This is a genomic window from Gracilibacillus kekensis, from assembly GCF_900143085.1.
GTDB lineage: Bacteria > Bacillota > Bacilli > Bacillales > Amphibacillaceae > Gracilibacillus > Gracilibacillus kekensis.
The window spans coordinates 269,816-288,145 of the sequence record NZ_FRCZ01000003.1; the positions used below are offsets into that span (position 1 = coordinate 269,816).

General features: G+C 37.3%; 14 protein-coding genes, 1 other RNA gene and 1 other annotated feature. Of the genes, 12 read left to right on the forward strand and 3 right to left on the reverse strand.

The window, feature by feature from the left end:
* Positions 1-795 precede the first annotated feature (795 nt).
* Together BUC25_RS09160 and dtd are read left to right on the forward strand one after the other, a co-directional pair.
* Complete coding sequence (locus tag BUC25_RS09160; RefSeq protein ID WP_073201570.1) at positions 796-3,000, forward strand: RelA/SpoT family protein; 2,205 nt, start codon at positions 796-798, stop codon at positions 2,998-3,000.
* Between the two features lie 15 nt (positions 3,001-3,015).
* Positions 3,016-3,474, forward strand: coding sequence for a D-aminoacyl-tRNA deacylase (gene dtd / locus BUC25_RS09165; RefSeq protein ID WP_073201571.1), 459 nt, complete (start codon positions 3,016-3,018; stop codon positions 3,472-3,474).
* A gap of 73 nt (positions 3,475-3,547) precedes the next feature.
* Here dtd and BUC25_RS09170 read toward each other — a convergent pair whose 3' ends face one another.
* Positions 3,548-4,435, reverse strand: coding sequence for an N-acetylmuramoyl-L-alanine amidase family protein (locus BUC25_RS09170; RefSeq protein ID WP_244535169.1), 888 nt, complete (start codon positions 4,433-4,435; stop codon positions 3,548-3,550).
* A 92-nt stretch (positions 4,436-4,527) separates the two neighbouring features.
* Here BUC25_RS09170 and BUC25_RS19150 point away from each other — a divergent pair, with 92 nt between their 5' ends.
* From BUC25_RS19150 to ssrS, 4 genes are all read left to right on the forward strand, one after another.
* Positions 4,528-4,701, forward strand: a complete 174-nt coding sequence (locus BUC25_RS19150; protein ID WP_170862670.1) for a hypothetical protein — start codon at positions 4,528-4,530, stop codon at positions 4,699-4,701.
* A gap of 56 nt (positions 4,702-4,757) precedes the next feature.
* Positions 4,758-4,974, forward strand: a binding site (T-box leader).
* A 56-nt stretch (positions 4,975-5,030) separates the two neighbouring features.
* Positions 5,031-6,293 carry a histidine--tRNA ligase gene (gene hisS, locus BUC25_RS09175; protein ID WP_073201572.1) on the forward strand — a complete coding sequence of 421 codons (1,263 nt, stop codon included), beginning with the start codon at positions 5,031-5,033 and terminating at the stop codon, positions 6,291-6,293.
* Between the two features lie 11 nt (positions 6,294-6,304).
* Positions 6,305-8,056, forward strand: a complete 1,752-nt coding sequence (gene aspS / locus BUC25_RS09180) for an aspartate--tRNA ligase (protein WP_073201573.1) — start codon at positions 6,305-6,307, stop codon at positions 8,054-8,056.
* Positions 8,057-8,144: 88 nt separating this feature from the next.
* Positions 8,145-8,340: non-coding RNA, 6S RNA (ssrS, locus tag BUC25_RS09185), on the forward strand.
* Between the two features lie 395 nt (positions 8,341-8,735).
* On the opposite strand, the gene BUC25_RS09190 is transcribed toward ssrS, so the two are convergent.
* The gene (locus BUC25_RS09190; RefSeq protein ID WP_073201574.1) at positions 8,736-9,446 is read right to left on the reverse strand and encodes an RsfA family transcriptional regulator; all 711 of its coding nucleotides are present in this window, start codon (positions 9,444-9,446) and stop codon (positions 8,736-8,738) included.
* 106 nt (positions 9,447-9,552) lie between these two features.
* Complete coding sequence (locus tag BUC25_RS09195; RefSeq protein ID WP_073201575.1) at positions 9,553-10,815, reverse strand: replication-associated recombination protein A; 1,263 nt, start codon at positions 10,813-10,815, stop codon at positions 9,553-9,555.
* Between the two features lie 193 nt (positions 10,816-11,008).
* Here BUC25_RS09195 and cymR point away from each other — a divergent pair, with 193 nt between their 5' ends.
* From cymR to BUC25_RS09230, 6 genes are all read left to right on the forward strand, one after another.
* Positions 11,009-11,428, forward strand: a complete 420-nt coding sequence (gene cymR / locus BUC25_RS09200; protein ID WP_073201576.1) for a cysteine metabolism transcriptional regulator CymR — start codon at positions 11,009-11,011, stop codon at positions 11,426-11,428.
* Between the two features lie 18 nt (positions 11,429-11,446).
* Positions 11,447-12,589 (forward strand): cysteine desulfurase family protein, encoded by a 1,143-nt coding sequence (locus BUC25_RS09205; protein WP_073201577.1) that lies wholly within the window; start codon positions 11,447-11,449, stop codon positions 12,587-12,589.
* A 12-nt stretch (positions 12,590-12,601) separates the two neighbouring features.
* Entirely contained in the window at positions 12,602-13,711 is a 1,110-nt protein-coding gene (gene mnmA / locus BUC25_RS09210; protein WP_073201578.1) for a tRNA 2-thiouridine(34) synthase MnmA, read from the forward strand.
* A 450-nt stretch (positions 13,712-14,161) separates the two neighbouring features.
* On the forward strand, positions 14,162-14,827 hold the full coding sequence (locus BUC25_RS09215) for a tetratricopeptide repeat protein (protein WP_073201579.1): 666 nt from the start codon (positions 14,162-14,164) through the stop codon (positions 14,825-14,827).
* Between the two features lie 18 nt (positions 14,828-14,845).
* The gene (gene recD2 / locus BUC25_RS09220; protein ID WP_073201580.1) at positions 14,846-17,218 is read left to right on the forward strand and encodes an SF1B family DNA helicase RecD2; all 2,373 of its coding nucleotides are present in this window, start codon (positions 14,846-14,848) and stop codon (positions 17,216-17,218) included.
* Positions 17,219-18,140: 922 nt separating this feature from the next.
* Complete coding sequence (locus tag BUC25_RS09230; RefSeq protein WP_244535163.1) at positions 18,141-18,329, forward strand: hypothetical protein; 189 nt, start codon at positions 18,141-18,143, stop codon at positions 18,327-18,329.
* Position 18,330 lies beyond the last annotated feature (1 nt).

Sequence of the window (18,330 nt, forward strand, 5' to 3'; positions counted from 1 at the left end):
ACAAAAGCAGGAAAGTGTTCAGTAAGACTTGTGGTGATTTTGACATGAAACATGAGCATAATATCCGCTCAGGCTTGCCCACTTCCTTTTCCATGGGCTTTTTCCTTCAGCTAACTTTTCCAAGCAAAAACCGCATGGAAAAGTGGATCTTCAGGAAAAAGGACCCCATTGGAGTGAAAGTGGCCGCCTTTGCTGAATGAAACACTACAAATATTGCAAATGCTAACATTTTGAGTTGTTAAAGATGTGAACATATTTTTGTTAATTATTATAAGTAATCTAAAGATAAATTCATAGACGATACTGAATGCAAACATGATTATTCTTAATTGAGTTGTAGAACATTTCATAGCGAAGGCGTCCGTTTCCACTCCTGCTGGAAGTCTTTTCCACGTTGCTAACGGTCCGTAACAACCTGATAAGTTTCGCTAACAATCAGTGGCAACACCCCACTGATTGAAGTCTCACTTTATCCGAAGATCCACTTTTTAAGCGAACTGTGCTTAAAAAGTTAGCTGAGGAGAAAAACCCGCGGAAAGGGAAACGGACAAGCCGGAGCGGTTGCTACACACATAATATCTCATAATGACCACTACAGTTATGTCAGATAATCCATCTTTTGTTCAAAAGTATTTGCTTTTAAATTACGAGGAGATATTATTCTAAATCAGAGAAATGTATAAAATGTCGAGAAATGAAAAAGAATTTAAGGAAATATTAGTGTTTTTTTGATATGATAGATAAAACACTTTATAAATAGTGGAGTGGGACAGTCTAATAATAAAAGGTGATTACATGGCAAAAGATAAAATTTTAGCGCCTGAAGATATTTTTGAAAAAGCAAAAAGCTATTTGAATGACGAAGATATAGCTTTTATTAAATATGCCTATCAATATGCAGAAAAAGCACATGAAGGTCAATTTCGAAAATCAGGGGAACCCTATATCATTCATCCCGTACAGGTTGCTGGAATCTTACTCGATTTAAAATTGGATCCAGAAACAATCGCTGGCGGTTTTTTACATGATGTAGTAGAAGATACAGAAGTAACCGTTGAAGACTTAGAAGAAGCATTTAACGAAGAAGTCGCCATGCTTGTCGATGGTGTGACAAAGCTAGGTAAAATTAAATACATGTCAAAAGAAGCACAACAAGCTGAGAATCACCGGAAAATGTTTATTGCAATGGCTAAAGATATACGAGTTATTTTAATCAAACTTTCTGATCGTCTGCATAATATGCGAACCTTGAAACATTTACCTGCTGAAAAGCAACGCCGCATTTCCAATGAGACGATAGAAATATTTGCTCCATTAGCACACCGTTTAGGGATTTCAGCTATCAAGTGGGAACTAGAAGATACTGCACTTCGTTATTTGAACCCACAACAATACTATCGAATCGTGCATTTAATGAAACAGAAACGCGAAGAACGTGTCTATTATATTGAAGAAGTAATGGACGAGGTGAAAAAACAATTAGAAGAAGTTAATATCGAAGCAGAATTTTCTGGTAGACCAAAACACTTATACAGTATTTATCGCAAAATGATGCTTCAAAAAAAGCAATTTAATGAAATATATGACTTGTTAGCAGTTCGGATCATTGTTTCCAGTATTAAAGATTGTTATGCCGTTTTAGGTATCATTCATACTTGCTGGAAACCAATGCCTGGTCGTTTTAAAGATTATATCGCAATGCCAAAGCCAAACCTTTATCAATCATTGCACACAACGGTGATTGGGCCTAAGGGAGCCCCACTTGAAGTGCAGATTCGAACGAAAGAAATGCATGAAATTGCAGAATATGGGATTGCTGCACACTGGGCTTATAAAGAAGGTAAATCGGTAAAGCCATCACAACAATCAAATGAAGATCGGCTTGCTTGGTTCCGTGAAATATTAGAGTGGCAGAATGACGCAGATGATGCGGAAGAATTTATGGAATCATTAAAAGTCGATCTTTTTTCAGATATGGTCTATGTTTTTACTCCAAAAGGTGATGTCATAGAGCTACCAAGAGGCTCTGTACCATTAGATTTTGCTTATAAAATTCATACCGAAGTTGGCAACCATACGATTGGCTCAAAAATTAATGGCAAGATGGAACCACTTGATTACCAATTGAAAAATGGTGATATTGTTGAAGTCATGACTTCTAAGCACTCTTATGGTCCTTCTCAGGATTGGCTGAAAATGACGCAAACATCACAAGCAAAAAATAAAATAAAACAGTTTTTCAAGAAACAACGTCGTGATGAGAACGTAATAAAAGGCCGTGAAATGATTGAAACAGAAATTAAACACGCTGGTTTTGAACCTAAAGAAGTGTTGACTGAAGATAATATTCAACTTGCATTAGAGAAATTCAATTTTGCTACCGAGGAAGATATGTCTGCAGCAGTGGGGTATCATGGAATTACAGCTGCGCAAATTGTCACACGTCTTACAGATAAAATCAGAGAACAACAAGAAAAAAATAAAGATATTGAAGAAACGATTGAAGAAGTAAATGCTAGCGGACAATCGATGAAGAAAAAATCGAAGCGTGACTCAGGTGTGCGTGTCGAGGGTGTCGACAACATGCTGATACGTGTTTCTAAGTGTTGTAACCCTGTTCCAGGCGATGAGATCGTTGGCTATATTACGAAAGGTCGAGGTGTATCTGTACATCGTAAGGATTGTCCTAACGTCAATACAGCAGAAGCAGAGGATCGATTAATATTTGTTGAATGGGAGAACGAAGAGTCCGAAACAAAATCTTATCATGTGGATCTAGAGATCTCAGGTTACGATCGTCGAGGTTTACTAAATGATGTCTTGCAAGTTATTAATGAATCGAAAACAAACATCATAGCAGTGACAGGGAAATCAGATCGGAATAAAATAGCGATCATCCATGTTACCATTTTGATTCATAACATTAACCATTTACGGCGTATTGTTGATCGTTTAAAACAGATACAAGATGTATATACCGTTGAAAGAACAATTCAATAAAGGTAGGGAACGGATATGAAAGTAGTATTACAACGTGCATATGACGCTTCTGTTGTGGTTGGGAAAGAAATTATCGGAAAAATCGACCATGGATTTGTTGCATTCATTGGAGTAACCCATCAGGATACAGAAGAGGATGTCGATTACTTAGTTAATAAAGCCGTGCATTTGCGTGTGTTTGAAGATAAGGAAGGAAAGATGAATTTGTCTTTAAAAGACGTAGAAGGTAGCATCTTATCGATTTCTCAATTTACACTATATGGTGACACGAGAAAAGGTAGAAGACCTAACTTTATGAATGCTGCGAAACCAGAGCTTGCAGATAAGTTGTACCAAGAATTTAATGAAAAAATCCGATCGATGGGAGTTCATGTCGAAACAGGTTCTTTTGGAGAAATGATGGATGTTTCACTCACAAATAATGGACCTGTAACCATGATAATTGACTCAGATGAACGTAACAAAAAGAAATAATTTTATAGTATCAATAATAAACAGAAAGCTTGAGTTAACTAACTCAAGCTTTCTGTTTTTCAATAATTGCACATTATTTAAAATATGCCTGTAATCCTGCTACAATTCCTCTGCTTATTGCTTCTAAATAAACGATTGATTGTACATGCATTTCTTCGGTTTGATTGGAAATAAACCCTAATTCCAATAGTAAAGATGGCCGATGATTCGTTCGTAAAACTTGCAAATCACGTTGTTCGATTCCACGATCACTAGTATCTGTTTGACTAATGATACCTTCATGAACATATTCAGCTAATGGCTGATCGCGATCAGAATAATAATAAGTATCAATTCCTTTAACAGTCGGATATTCAGGGGTGCTATTATAGTGTAGACTTAGGAAAACATCCGCACGATGTAGATTGGCAAAAGTTACCCTGCTTGTTAATGGAATATATTGATCTCTGGTTCGTGTAAGAAACACTTCCGCTCCTTGATCCTCCAAAATCTCCTTCATCACATTTGCAGTTCGCAGTGTATAAAGGCTCTCATATCCTTCCGATGCTCCAATAGCACCAACATCTCTTCCCCCATGTCCCGGATCAATTACAATTCGTTTACCAGTAAGGTTACCACTTTGATTTATTTCCTTCGATTCACTAATTTTCGCTTTCTCCGTCTCACCATCGTCAACTTGTTCAGGCTCTTCAGTTTCAATTGAAGTTTCTGACTCAAGAATAGAAAAATAATCCTTATGTATCCATCCTTCTTCACCTGTTACTTGTATTTTTACCCAATCACCTGATTCCTCTAGTATTGGGTAGTTTTCTGGAGGATTGACTTGTGCTATAACATCATATTCTGTTCCAGGTCCAGTTCGTACGTTTAAATTTTCTCCTTCAATTTGGGCCTCTTTTGCATAAATAAGAACGGACATAGAAAAGATAAGAACAATACCGACAATTGTAACAAAACTCACTTTTTTCAAGGTAGGATTACATCCCTTCAACTAAGTATCACTTCTATCTTATCGAAAATAGAATAAAAAGTAAAAAAGGAATGAAAAAAGTCATGCGCACAAGCTATAAACATAAAAGAACTGCTGCTACAAATCATTTTCAGACAAATCATACTCATCAATACAAAGAATATCAGCAAAGAGATTATCAGACTGAAATTGCCGCTCAGTTCGATATCGCTTTACATTCTACACAGAAAATAGCGAAAAATAAAAAACGAACTTGACAACTCAGTAAATAAACGATTATGATATAAACAATTCTTAAATTTAAATGTAAATGAAAATACCATAGAAGGAAAAAGTAACGGAGCAAACAGTAACGAAGAGAGAGAATTCCCTGGCTGTAAGAATTCTTGTTAACTGACTCACGTGAAAGACATTCTGGAGGTTTCGTGCTGAAGTTGAGTAAGTATGAACGTAGGCAGGCGTTAACTGTTTGAGTGGGAGTATGCGTACTTCAACTAGGGTGGCAACACGGGTAATCTCTCGTCCCTTTTTTAGGGGTGGGAGTTTTTTTGTGCAAAAAATTCACTAAGTAAGTGGGGGAGATTAGATGAAAGCGCCTAGAGGAACACAGGATTTATTACCAGGTGTAACAGAAAAATGGCAATATGTTGAAGAGAAATTAAAAGAATTAAGTGGTCGTTTTCATTACCAAGAGATACGCACGCCAATTTTTGAACATACAGAATTGTTTCAACGTGGTGTAGGGGATACAACTGATATTGTGCAGAAAGAAATGTACACCTTTTTAGATAAAGGAGAGCGAAGTATTACTTTGCGTCCAGAAGGTACAGCTTCTGTTGTTCGATCATTTGTGCAGCATAAATTATTTGGGTCTCCAAATCAGCCAACAAAATTATTTTATATCGGACCTATGTTTCGATATGAGAGACCACAGCAAGGTCGAATGCGCCAATTTGTTCAATATGGTGTGGAAGCATTAGGGAGTGCTGATCCTGCTATCGATGCTGAGGTAATTTCGTTAGCAATGAACGCTTACCAAACATTAGGTCTGAAATCATTAAAACTAGCAATTAACAGTCTTGGTGATCAGGAAAGTCGCGAGAATCACCGTCAGGCATTAGTTGATCACTTTACACCAGTAAAAGAAGAATTGTGTGGGGATTGTCAAAACAGATTAGAGCAAAATCCATTACGTGTACTGGACTGTAAAAAAGATCGAGATCATCCGAAAATGCAAGATGCACCATCGATTTTGTCTTATTTAAACACGAATTCCAATGTCTATTTTGAAAAAGTCAAAGCCTATCTAGATGTAATGGGTATAGAATACCAAGTAGACCCGAATTTAGTTCGAGGGTTAGATTATTATAACCACACAGCCTTTGAAATTATGAGTGATGCTGAGGGATTTGGTGCTATTACAACGTTATCAGGTGGTGGACGATATAATGGCCTTGTACAAGATCTTGGAGGTCCAGAGACTCCGGGTATTGGTTTTGCATTAAGTATCGAGCGCTTATTGATGGCATTGGAAGCTGAAGGTGTTGTACTACCAATCGATGAACAATTGGATTGTTATGTGGTCGCATTAGGTGAAGATGCCAATTTAAAAGCGGCTGCGATTGTTAATGATTTACGTCAAGCTGGGATTCAAGTAGATAAGGATTATCAGGATAAAAAATTCAAAGGTCAATTTAAAGCAGCAGATCGCTTAAAAACAAAGTTCGTTTTAGTACTTGGTGATGATGAATTATCTAAAAATCAGATTGCTGTTAAAAACATGGAAACAGGTGAACAAGAAACAGTAGCTATAGATCAACTAATCAGACATATGCAAGGGATATTATAAGGGGGATAATTATGCGCACGCTAGCAGGAACATTACGAAAAGAACATGTAAATCAAGAAGTTACTTTAAAAGGTTGGGTCCAGAAGCGACGTGATTTAGGTGAAATTATTTTTATCGATTTGCGTGACCGTTCTGGTGTCGTACAAATCGTATTTAATGCTGAAAATGGCAAAGAGACGCATGCCATTGGTGACAGTGTACGAAGTGAATATGTAATAGAAATTAAAGGGAATGTCGTTGAAAGAGATCCAGAAACGGTTAATCCAAAAATTGATACAGGGGACATTGAAGTTTTTGTAACAGAAATCAATGTATTAAACGAAGCAAAAACACCACCTTTTTCATTAACAGATGATATTGATGTTGCTGAAGACGTTCGACTCAAATATCGTTACTTAGACTTGCGTCGTGAGGTAATGCAAGAAACATTCAAGCTACGTCATCAAGCAACACAATCAATACGTGAATTTTTAAACGAAGAAGCCTTTTTAGAAATGGAAACACCGATGTTAACGAAAAGTACTCCTGAAGGTGCTCGTGACTACTTAGTGCCCAGTCGTGTTCATGAAGGTTATTTTTATGCATTACCACAGTCACCACAGTTGTTTAAACAATTATTAATGGTATCAGGATTTGAAAAATATTATCAATTTGCCCGTTGTTTCCGTGACGAAGACCTTCGTGCCGATCGTCAACCGGAATTTACGCAAATCGATATCGAAACATCTTTCATGACAATGGATGACATTATTGAAATGACCGAACGTATGATGACTAAGGTAATGAAAGATGTAAAAGGATTAGATATCCAGACGCCATTTACACGGATGCCATATGATGAGGCAATGGAGCGTTTTGGTTCAGATAAACCAGATGTTCGTTTTGAAATGGAATTAGTTAATATGTCGAAAGTTGTTAAAGAGTCTGGCTTTAAAGTATTCCGCCAAGCTGTTGAAAACGGTGGAAAAGTGAGTGGCTTGAACTTAAAAGGCAAAGCAGACCTCTACTCACGAAAAGATCTGGACAATATGACAGACTTTGCTAAAATTTATGGAGCAAAAGGATTAGCTTGGTTGAAGGTCGAAGAAGAATCACTAGTTGGTCCAATTGCTAAATTTTTCTCTGAAGAAGAACAAGGACAATTCCGTCAGTTGTTAGATGCGCATGCAGGAGATATCCTATTCTTTGTAGCAGACAAGAAACAAGTTGTCTACGATACACTAGGAGCATTGCGCCAGAAATTAGCGAAAGATCATGATTTAATTGATGAGAGCAAATTTGAGTTTCTCTGGATTACGGATTGGCCATTATTAGAATATGATGAAGAAGCTGGACGTTATCATGCAGCACACCATCCTTTTACAATGCCATTCGAATCTGATTTTGATAAATTAGATACAGATCCTGGCGAAGTGCGTGCACAAGCGTATGACTTAGTATTGAATGGATATGAACTAGGTGGAGGATCGTTACGTATTTATAAACGTGAGATGCAAAATCAAATGTTCGAAAAATTAGGATTTACAACAGAAGAAGCAGAATCTCAATTCGGATTCTTGTTAGATGCATTAGATTTTGGCGCACCACCACACGGAGGGATAGCTTTAGGGTTTGACCGCTTTATTATGCTACTTGCAGGCCGTACAAATCTAAGAGATACCATTTTATTTCCGAAAACAGCTTCTGCTTCAGATCCAATGACAGATGCGCCAAGCGCTGTAGATCATAAGCAACTAAATGAACTGCATTTGAAATTAAAATAATGTAAAGAAATGGTTATGTAATTGTAAAGAAATTCGCTTGAATTAGCTTAAACAATATGCTATTATTTAACTACAAACTAATTGAAAAACAATCCTGATGTGTTCGTCGATTAATTGACGTTTTGACCGAACACCATTAACATCGGGAGCCTGGTGTTCTTATGTGGAGTGCAAGCCGCATTTACTTACGAATTGCATGCGGAAGCGTGAAGTATAGGACAGGGCACCCACCTGCTAGGAGCGGGATCAAAACTCATCACAGCGACGGCATAATTGGGATTGTCGATTTAATAGTTCAAGGCACATTAACCTATCTAGGTTAATGTGCCTTTTTGGTGGTATAGCATGAGCAAACTCGTGCCTATAGTCGTGAGTAAGCAAGCTTCGGTTGAGACACGTTTTAGCTGTTCATCAACATCCAAATGCCAACGAGAAAAGATCTCATCGGCATTTGATAGTAAATAAGTGATGAAAAAGCCGACGAGAAGTGATCTCATTGGCATTTGCTAGCTAATTAGTGGTGAAACTACTGATGATGAACCGTCTCATCTTCAATTCTCGAGTACTATTAATCAAAAAATAAGATACTATTAGCAATATTCCTATTTGCTAAGTATAAACTATCAAGATAATTCTTTTTAGTTACTTATCATTTTTTTATTAGTACATTTCACAGCGTTTATTTAGCAACCTGCTCTAAATTCCCGTTTTTGTCCATTCGGAATTTTGGAATTGGACGAGGTTCTTCTTCATCGAAAACGACCATTTTTCTAGCACGTTCAACTATTTGCATGAAAGCTTGGTAGTCTTCTTTCATTGTTTTAAGTTCATTTTCCAATTGTTTTGCTCTTTTTTGTTCAGTTTCTAGTTGTTGTTGTAATATTTCGTTTTCTTGTACTAGTTTCTGATGGTTCACTTGAGAAGATTGTGCTAGTTTTTGTTCCTTTTTCAAATATTGAAGATATCGAATGACTTGTTCAAGGTTAAGACTGTATTCTTCTTGTTTCGGTTCTTCTTTTGGTTTAACCTGTTTGTGATTGGAACTCCAATTCAATAAAGAATATACTTCGTCTTCAATCGATCTAGTTTTCTCCGTATCTTGTTGTTCAGGCTCTCTGACAACAGGTGGTGTATAAACATTCGATTGTTTAGCAATCGCTCGTTTTCTATCTTTTCGTTGTTTCTTCGCAATTTGCACCGCTTGTTCATAGTTTTGACGCACTTCTGCATTCCAACGGAAACCACAGGCAGCAGAAGTTCGGTTTAATTTATCCCCGACTTCATCAAAAGCTGTAAGTTGTGTACTCCCTTCTCGTATGTGACGTAAAACAGTTTCTGCTAATAACAGGTCATCTTCATGTGACCAGGCATCTTGACGTACTTTCGCCATGTATGTTCACTCCTTGCTTAATTCTGGTATATTTTTTAATAGATTTATATCGTACAAATCAATAAGCTTATTTGCTATTTTGACCAGAAAAGGAGTAAATTAAACACTATTTCTTCAACTTTTGATATATTTGTTGTAAATTTTTCTCAAACTTACCGGTATCTTTGGGGTGGTAATATTGTTTATTCTTTATTTTATCCGGTAGATACTGCTGTTTCACCCAACCGCTATCGTATGCATGAGGATATTTATAATCTACCCCGCGCCCGAGCGTTTCTGCTCCTTTATAATGTGCATCTTTTAAATGTGCAGGAATTTCGCCGGTGTCCCCACTTCGAATATCTGAGAGTGCCGCATCTAAAGCAGAATAAGCAGTATTCGATTTTGGTGACAAACACAATTCAACAATGGCAACCGATAATGGAATCCGAGCTTCTGGAAAACCAATTCTTTCAGCGGTTTCAACGGCAGCTAGTGCTCGTGGTCCTGCTTGTGGGTTGGCTAGACCAATATCCTCATAAGCACAAACGAGCATGCGACGAGATATACTTTCTAAATCACCGGCTTCAATCAGCCTAGCTAAATAGTGAAGTGCTGCGTCGACATCACTGCCGCGAATTGATTTTTGAAAAGCAGATAGAACATCATAGTGAGCATCGCCACCTTTATCATGTGAAAAGCTTTTCTTTTGCATACAAGCTTCGGCATTCGCTAAATCAATCACGATTTCGCCATCTTCACTCGGTGTAGAGTACGCAGCTAATTCTAAACCATTTAGAGCTGCCCGCAAATCACCATTACAAGCATTGGCAAAATGTTCTTTGGCTTCTTTTTCAACAACAAGCGGTAGATCCCCGAGACCATTTTGATCATCTGAAATGGCACGTTCGATTGCTTCAATAATATCAGATGGTTCTAAGCGGTATAATTCAAAAATATGGGACCTGCTTCGAATCGCAGGGTTAATCGAATGATATGGGTTGGCAGTTGTACAACCGATTAAGGTAATTAAATTGGATTCCACATGGGGCAGTAAAAAGTCCTGTTTTGCTTTGTCAAGACGGTGCACTTCATCTAAGATGACCACTAATTGTCCCGACATTTTAGCTTCTTCTACCGCAATTTGCATATCTTTTTTCTTATCAATTGCTGCATTTAATAATTTAAATCGAAGTTCTAAACTATTAGCAATCCCCATCGCCATCGATGTTTTGCCTGTACCAGGTGGCCCGTATAATATCATGGAATGAAGCCGGTTTGCTTCTACCATTCTGCGGATTGTATGTCCTTCACTGACTAAGTGTTGTTGTCCAATCACTTCATCAATATTTTTTGGTCTCATTCTGAATGCAAGTGGTTGCTTCACCATGTATGACATCCTTTCTTAATTATCAAACAAGCAACTTGACATTTTTTAGCTGCTTTTTTAATATAGGCAAGTATGTAATGACAAGTAACTTACTAAGAATTATTCTGCAAATAGTATACCATTCATGCTATAATAACAACTAATGACAAACATTGTATATAGATATTTTGAAGGGGAAAAATGAGGTGTAACCATGAAAATTTCGACAAAAGGGAGATATGGTCTTACCATTATGATTGAGTTAGCGAAGAATAATGGAAATGGTCCGATGTCGTTAAAAAGTATCGCAAAAGAGAATAATTTATCGGAGCATTATTTAGAGCAATTAGTTGCACCATTAAGAAACGCAAGCTTAGTAAAAAGTATTCGTGGTGCATACGGAGGCTATGTACTTGCGAAAGCACCGAATGAAATAACAGCTGGTGATATTATCCGTATTTTAGAAGGACCAATTACTCCTGTTGAAGGCATTGAAGAAGAAGAACCTGCAAAACAGGAACTTTGGATTCGTATTCGCGATGCCGTCAAAGACGTATTAGATACAACAACATTAGAGGATCTATCCACTTACGGGGAAAAAGGTACCCAGGATCCATATATGTTCTATATTTAAAGAAAAGGGTGGAACCATATGAACGCGATCTACCTAGATCATGCTGCAACCACACCGGTCCATCCGGAGGTTGTTAACGCCATGACAGAAAGCTTAAAAGAGAATTTTGGAAATCCTTCTAGTATTCATTCATTTGGGAGAAAAGCTAGACAGGTTTTAGATAAAGCAAGAACAATTGCAGCAAAGTCCATTCAAGCATCGGAAAAGGACATCGTATTTACGAGTGGTGGAACGGAAGCAGATAATTTAGCCATCACGGGCGTGGTAGATGCAAATAAGGAAAAGGGTAAACACATTATCACGACGAAAATCGAGCACCATGCGACATTGCATGCTGTTGAGAATTTAGAAAAAAACGGATATGAAGCTACCTACTTAGATGTAAATGAGCAAGGGTACGTCGATATAAATCAGTTAAAATTAGCCTTACGCCAAGATACGATTTTAGTAACTGTAATGATGGTTAATAATGAAACAGGCGTCATTCAACCAATAAGAGAAATTGGCAAGCTTTTAAAAGATCATCAAGCCTATTTCCATACCGATGCGGTCCAGGCGTATGGGATGCTGCCGATTAAAGTAAAGGAATTACAAGTTGATTTATTAACGGTGTCCTCTCATAAGATAAACGGACCTAAAGGTTTGGGTTTTTTGTATGTTGCACCTGATGTGGCACTGCACGCCTTGCAACATGGTGGTGAGCAGGAACGAAAGCGACGTCCGGGAACAGAAAACATGTCGGCAATCATTGGTTTTGCTGAAGCGATCAAACTTGCTCAAGATGAAAGAGAAACACGATATCAAACGTATCAAGCTTATCGAGATAAGTTTTTACAAATTTTAAGTGAGCAGGATGTAACTTTTTCAATAAATGGTGAAAACGGTGAACGGATACCGTCTATTATTAATTTGAGCTTTCCTGGTGCAAATGTCGAAGCATTGTTAACCAATTTCGATTTGAGTGGTGTTGCAGCATCAAGCGGTAGCGCTTGTACGGCAGGATCTGTAGAGCCGTCACATGTATTAAGTGCGATGTTCAGTGAAGAGAGTGCTTGTACAACAAATTCGATCCGGTTTAGCTTCGGACTTGCTAACGATAAAGCTAATGTGCAAGAAGCAGCAATGAGAGTTGCGAAAATAGTTAAAAGACTAACAAAATAAGGTGGTGAAAACATGAATAAAAACGAAGATACAAGAGTAATTGTCGGAATGAGTGGTGGAGTAGATTCATCCGTTACAGCTCTATTATTAAAAGAACAAGGTTATGACGTTGTCGGTATTTTTATGAAGAACTGGGATGATACCGATGAGTTTGGTGTATGTACCGCAACCGAGGATTTTGACGATGTTGTAAGAGTATGTAATCAACTTGATATCCCTTATTATGCGGTTAACTTTGAAAAACAATATTGGGATAAAGTATTTACGTACTTTTTAGATGAGTATAAAGCTGGCCGTACACCGAACCCTGATGTTATGTGCAATAAAGAAATTAAGTTTAAAGCATTCTTAGACCACGCCTTATCGCTTGGTGCAGACTATGTGGCAACAGGTCACTATGCCCAAGTAAATCGTAGTGAAGGCCGGGTCGAAATGTTGCGCGGTGTCGATGATAATAAGGATCAGACTTACTTTCTTAATCAATTATCTGAAGATGTTTTACAGAAAGTAATGTTCCCGCTTGGCCATTTACCTAAATCGGAAGTACGCCGAATTGCTAAAGAAAATGACTTAGCAACAGCGAACAAAAAAGACAGTACTGGAATTTGTTTTATCGGTGAACGAAATTTTAAAGATTTTCTTAGTGAATACTTGCCAGCACAACCTGGTAAGATGATGACATTGAACGGTGAAGTAAAAGGAGATCATGACGGTTTGATGTATTATACCATTGGTCAACGTCAAGGATTAGGTATTGGAGGTCCAGGTGGTCCATGGTTCGTCGTTGGTAAAAACTTAAAAGAAAATGTGTTATATGTTGGAGCAGACTACCATAATGATGCGCTTTATTCTGACGCACTGATTGCTGTGGATATCAATTGGATTAATGAAACACCGACAGAACCGTTCCATTGCACAGCAAAATTCAGATATCGTCAAAAGGATAACGGGGTAACCGTATATCCGAATCAAGATGGCACAGCAAAAGTCATATTTGATCATCCAGAACGCGCCATTACTCCAGGACAAGCCGTTGTCTTCTACCAAGATCAAGTTTGCTTAGGTGGCGGAACGATCGATGACATTATAAAAAACGATAAATTTTTAGATTATGTAGGTTAAAAAAATAAAGGGACAGCATGCATGTCGTGCTGTCCTATTTGTTTGTAACCCAATCTTAGCTAAAGCTTGTTAGTTGAAGTTTTGAAAAAAGAGATTAATCTAACGGACAAAATTCGTGTAAAAGTGAAAAAGTGTCCATAAGAATGATTCTAACGGACAAAATTTGAGCAAAAGTGAGAAAAGTGTCCATAAGAATGATTCTAACGGACAAAATTTGAGCAAAAGTGAGAAAAGTGTCCATAAGAAAGAATCTAATGGACAAAATTTGCAGAAAATCAAAAAAGTGTCTGTAAGAATGCGTCTTACGGACAAAATTCAGTGAACGACGAAAAAAGTGTCCATAAGAGTAGCTTCCGTAAAATAACCGACATTTGAATCAAACTTTTTTCACTAGACACAAGTTGCACGTCTGTTCATAATTAAGCTAAAATAATAAAAGGAGGTTTTACTATGTCAGATATCGATCAAGGGATTCAATATATGAAAGAAGGAAAATTAGAAGAAGCGGCACAGTATTTTACGGAGACAATCGAAAAAAACCCGAATGATCCCGTTCACTATATTAACTTTGGTAATCTACTTTTACATATGAAAGATTATGATCGCGCATTAGGATTTTACAAAAAAGCAATCGAGCTTGATGACCAAGCTGCAACTGCTTATTACGGATTAGGTAATGTCTACTTTGAACAAGATGACTTTAATCATGCAAAAGAAAACTTCCAAAAGGCGATCAATCTAGGATTAGAAGAAGCGGATGTCTACTTCATGTTAGGGATGACATTTTTATATGATGAGCAATTTAAATTATCATTACCTTATTTACAACGAGCAAGTGAATTAAATCCAGATGATGTTGATGTTAAATTCCAGTATGGGCTTGCCTTGGCTCAAACACAACAACTCGACCAAGCAAAAGAAACGTTCAATAAGGTACTTCATATAGAAGAAGAACACAGTGATGCACATTATAACTTAGGGGTAATTGCTTTATTCGATGAAGATGTCGACAAAGCGCTAGAACATTTTGACAAAGCATTAGAGATTCAACCTGACCACCTTTTAGCAGGAAATGGTAAAAAGCAAATTGAGAAAATGTTAGAAGAAAACGAGTAATGAGGGAGGGACTTTGCAATGGAAACTGGACAAATAGTTGAACAAAAAAGCTTTATTAAAGGTGAAATGATCCATACGATTTTTGAAAACAAACAAGAGCATTTTTCCATTGCAAAGATTAAAATCCTCGAGACGAATCAAAAATTCGATGAAGAGGAAGTCGTTGTAAAAGGTTATTTCCGCAGATTAGACCCAGGAGAAACGTATGAATTTTATGGAAGGGTGGTCGATCACAAACGTTTTGGCCGCCAATTTCAAGTGGATAGCTACCAACGATTTTTACCTGAATCAAAAGAAGGAGTAATCGCCTATTTATCTAGCGAACTCTTTCCAGGCGTAGGAAAAAAAACAGCAGAACGAATCGTGGAGACGTTAGGGGATTCCGCCCTTTCGCAAATCTTAAATGACCAATCCGTGTTAGGAAAAGTAAAAGGGTTACCTAAAGAAAAACAAGAAAAGATCTATCGTATCTTACAGGAAAATCAAGGTTTTGAGCATATTGTCGTTCAGTTATCAAAATATGGTTTTGGCTTAAAGATGGCGCAAAAAATGTATGCATCATTTAAAGAAGAAACACTAGAAACTTTGCAAACGAACCCATATGCATTTGTTTTCGAGGTAGAGGGTTTTGGTTTCTTGCGTGCCGATCAAATGGCACGAGAACACAATATTTCTCATGATCACTCAACTAGATTGCAAGCAGCATGTTTTTACCTTTTACAAAATAGTATTCAAGATGGGCATGTTTATCTTCCACTTGACCAATTAGTATACGAGATGGATCAGCTATTAGATGGTGAAGCAAATAACATTGCGGTAGATAAGATGACAAGCGAAATTGTGGAACTAAATAAGGATAAGCAGATTATCGCATTAGAAAAGAAAGTGTATTTACCTTCTTTATATTATTCTGAAACAGGCTTCTGTTCACAAATCAAACGAATCGCTGAGAAAAAAATAGAGCGTTCATTCACAGATGCGGAATTATTAAAAATTGTCGGTGCGATTGAAGAAGAAGAAACACTGAGCTATGGAAAAGAGCAATACCATGCAATGGAAACAGCTTTATCAGAGAAAATGTTTATCTTAACCGGTGGACCTGGTACAGGAAAAACAACGGTTATCAAAGGGATTATTAATGCGTATGCCGAAATTAACGATTATTCCTTAGACCCTGATGACTATAAAGAAGATGAAGAGTACCCATTTGTTCTAACAGCACCTACTGGTAGAGCAGCCAAACGAATGAAAGAGTCAACAGGTATTGAAAGTGTAACGATTCATCGATTATTAGGATGGGATGGACAAGAGACATTTGACCGAGATGAAAATAATCCATTAAAAGGAAAAATTCTTGTGGTTGATGAGTTTTCAATGGTTGATATTTGGCTTGCCTATCAACTATTCCGAGCGATACCTGACGATATGCAAGTATTAATTGTTGGTGATGAGGATCAGTTGCCATCTGTTGGACCTGGCCAAGTGCTTGCTGACTTATTACATAGTGGTGTGGTAAAATCGGTATCCCTGAAAGAGGTTTATCGTCAAAAAGAAGGTTCCAAAATCATTCAATTAGCACATGAAATTAAGAACAATCAAGTCAGTCCCGATACACTTACTAAGGCGAATGACTTTAATTTTTTCAGTTGTCCTGATTATCAAGTGGTTGACATTGTCAAACAAGTAGTGAAGAAAGCATATGATAAAGGTGTCGATCAACGTCAAATTCAAGTATTAGCTCCAATGTATCGTTCAAAAGCAGGCATTCATCGTCTAAATGAAGAATTACAAGCAATCATAAATCCTTCCCAACCGGGTAGGAGAGAAATGAAATTCGGTGATACGGTTTTTCGAAAAGGAGACAAGGTCATTCAACTAGTGAACCAGCCAGATGATGGCGTTTTTAACGGTGATATTGGTGAAGTTGTGGCAATTTTTGAAAAGGACGAAAATGTTGAACAAGAAGAACAAATTGTTGTCGAGTTTGACGAAAAAGAAGTCAACTATGCAAAAGCAGACCTAATGAATCTTATGCATGCCTATTGCACATCGATTCATAAATCACAGGGTAGTGAATTTTCAATCGTTATCGTCCCGATCATCAGAGGGTATAATCGTATGCTTCGCAAAAATTTAATATACACTGCAATTACTCGTGCCAAGCAGTCTCTTGTGATGTGCGGGGACAAACAGGCATTTTTGCGTGGGGTAAGAACAGAAGATACGAATCAAAGATACACTTCACTGGTTCACTTTTTACATGAACTATTTGATATAAGTGATACAAATGAGAAAAAAGTAGAAGATAAACCAAATGTAACAGCTGATGATAAATTATTGGCAGTCGACATTGGCCAAGAAAATTTCTCCCCATATGATTTCATGGAATAAGACACCTGTACGAATCCGTATATGTGTCTTATTTGTATATTTACAAAACATTTATTATGACAAAATATACCTTGCTACTGAAAACAAAAGCTCAGCTCAGGATAAAAGAAGAATTATGAGACATAACTCTAGGGGTAATTATGAGATGGTGTATGTGCTTAAAAACCGCTCCGGCTTGTCCACTTCCCTTTCACCACGGGCACAAGTGCAACATCTACTCAAGCAGAGCTTTCGTAGTGTTTTCTATGCCATGGGCTTTTTCCTTCAGCTAACTTTTCCAAGCAAAAACCGCATGGAAAAGTGGATCTTCAGGAAAAAGAATCCCATAGGAGTGGAAGTGGCCGCCTTCGCTTAATGAAGTTCTACAAAGATTTTAAGTGCTAATTTTTGCTTATTACAGATATGAGAATATTTTGTTAATTATGATAAGTAATCTAAAGACAAATTGATAGGTGATATTAAATGACGCCAACATGATGATTCTTACTTAGTTGTAGAGCATTAAAAAGCGCAGGCGTCCGCTTTCACTCCTGCGGGAAGTTTTTTCCACGTTGCTAACTGTCCGTAATCCCATTCTAGAAATTCTCATAATTCAAAAAAATAACTAATGGGATACGGTCAGTAACAACCTGATAAGTTTCGCAAACAACCAGTGGAAAAACCCCATTGATTGAAGTCTCACTTTATCCGAAGATCCACTTTTCAAGCGAACTTTGCTTTAAAAGTTAGCTGAGGAGAAAAAACCGAGGAAAGGGAAGCGGACAAGCCGGAGCGATTGTTACGCAGTTATAGAATCTCATAATTACCTTCTAAATTATTTCGCATTTTTCACTAACGTTATTTTAATAAATAAAAAATTATGTATAAATACGATCAAATGGGAAAGGATGATAACTAAAATGGAAAAGTGAGGGAATGTCTTGTGATCTGTCCGAATTGTCGCAGCAAGAATATTGGCACCATTGGTTCTCAGCAATACTATTGTTGGGATTGTTTTATTGAATTAACGGTACAAAATGATATCGTACACCTCCATGAAGTAGAAGCAGACGGTTCATTAAGTTCATTAAATGACTTATTTTCAGATGAGGAAAGACGTGTGGAAAGATGAT

Coding starts and splice junctions, on each gene's coding strand:
- hisS (WP_073201572.1), top strand. CDS start 5,031: ATGAAAGCGCCTAGAGGAACACAGGATTTATTACCAGGTGTAACAGAA.
- mnmA (WP_073201578.1), top strand. CDS start 12,602: ATGAATAAAAACGAAGATACAAGAGTAATTGTCGGAATGAGTGGTGGA.
- BUC25_RS09195 (WP_073201575.1), bottom strand. CDS start 10,815: ATGGTGAAGCAACCACTTGCATTCAGAATGAGACCAAAAAATATTGAT.
- BUC25_RS09160 (WP_073201570.1), top strand. CDS start 796: ATGGCAAAAGATAAAATTTTAGCGCCTGAAGATATTTTTGAAAAAGCA.
- dtd (WP_073201571.1), top strand. CDS start 3,016: ATGAAAGTAGTATTACAACGTGCATATGACGCTTCTGTTGTGGTTGGG.
- aspS (WP_073201573.1), top strand. CDS start 6,305: ATGCGCACGCTAGCAGGAACATTACGAAAAGAACATGTAAATCAAGAA.
- BUC25_RS19150 (WP_170862670.1), top strand. CDS start 4,528: ATGCGCACAAGCTATAAACATAAAAGAACTGCTGCTACAAATCATTTT.
- cymR (WP_073201576.1), top strand. CDS start 11,009: ATGAAAATTTCGACAAAAGGGAGATATGGTCTTACCATTATGATTGAG.
- BUC25_RS09190 (WP_073201574.1), bottom strand. CDS start 9,446: ATGGCGAAAGTACGTCAAGATGCCTGGTCACATGAAGATGACCTGTTA.
- BUC25_RS09205 (WP_073201577.1), top strand. CDS start 11,447: ATGAACGCGATCTACCTAGATCATGCTGCAACCACACCGGTCCATCCG.
- recD2 (WP_073201580.1), top strand. CDS start 14,846: ATGGAAACTGGACAAATAGTTGAACAAAAAAGCTTTATTAAAGGTGAA.
- BUC25_RS09215 (WP_073201579.1), top strand. CDS start 14,162: ATGTCAGATATCGATCAAGGGATTCAATATATGAAAGAAGGAAAATTA.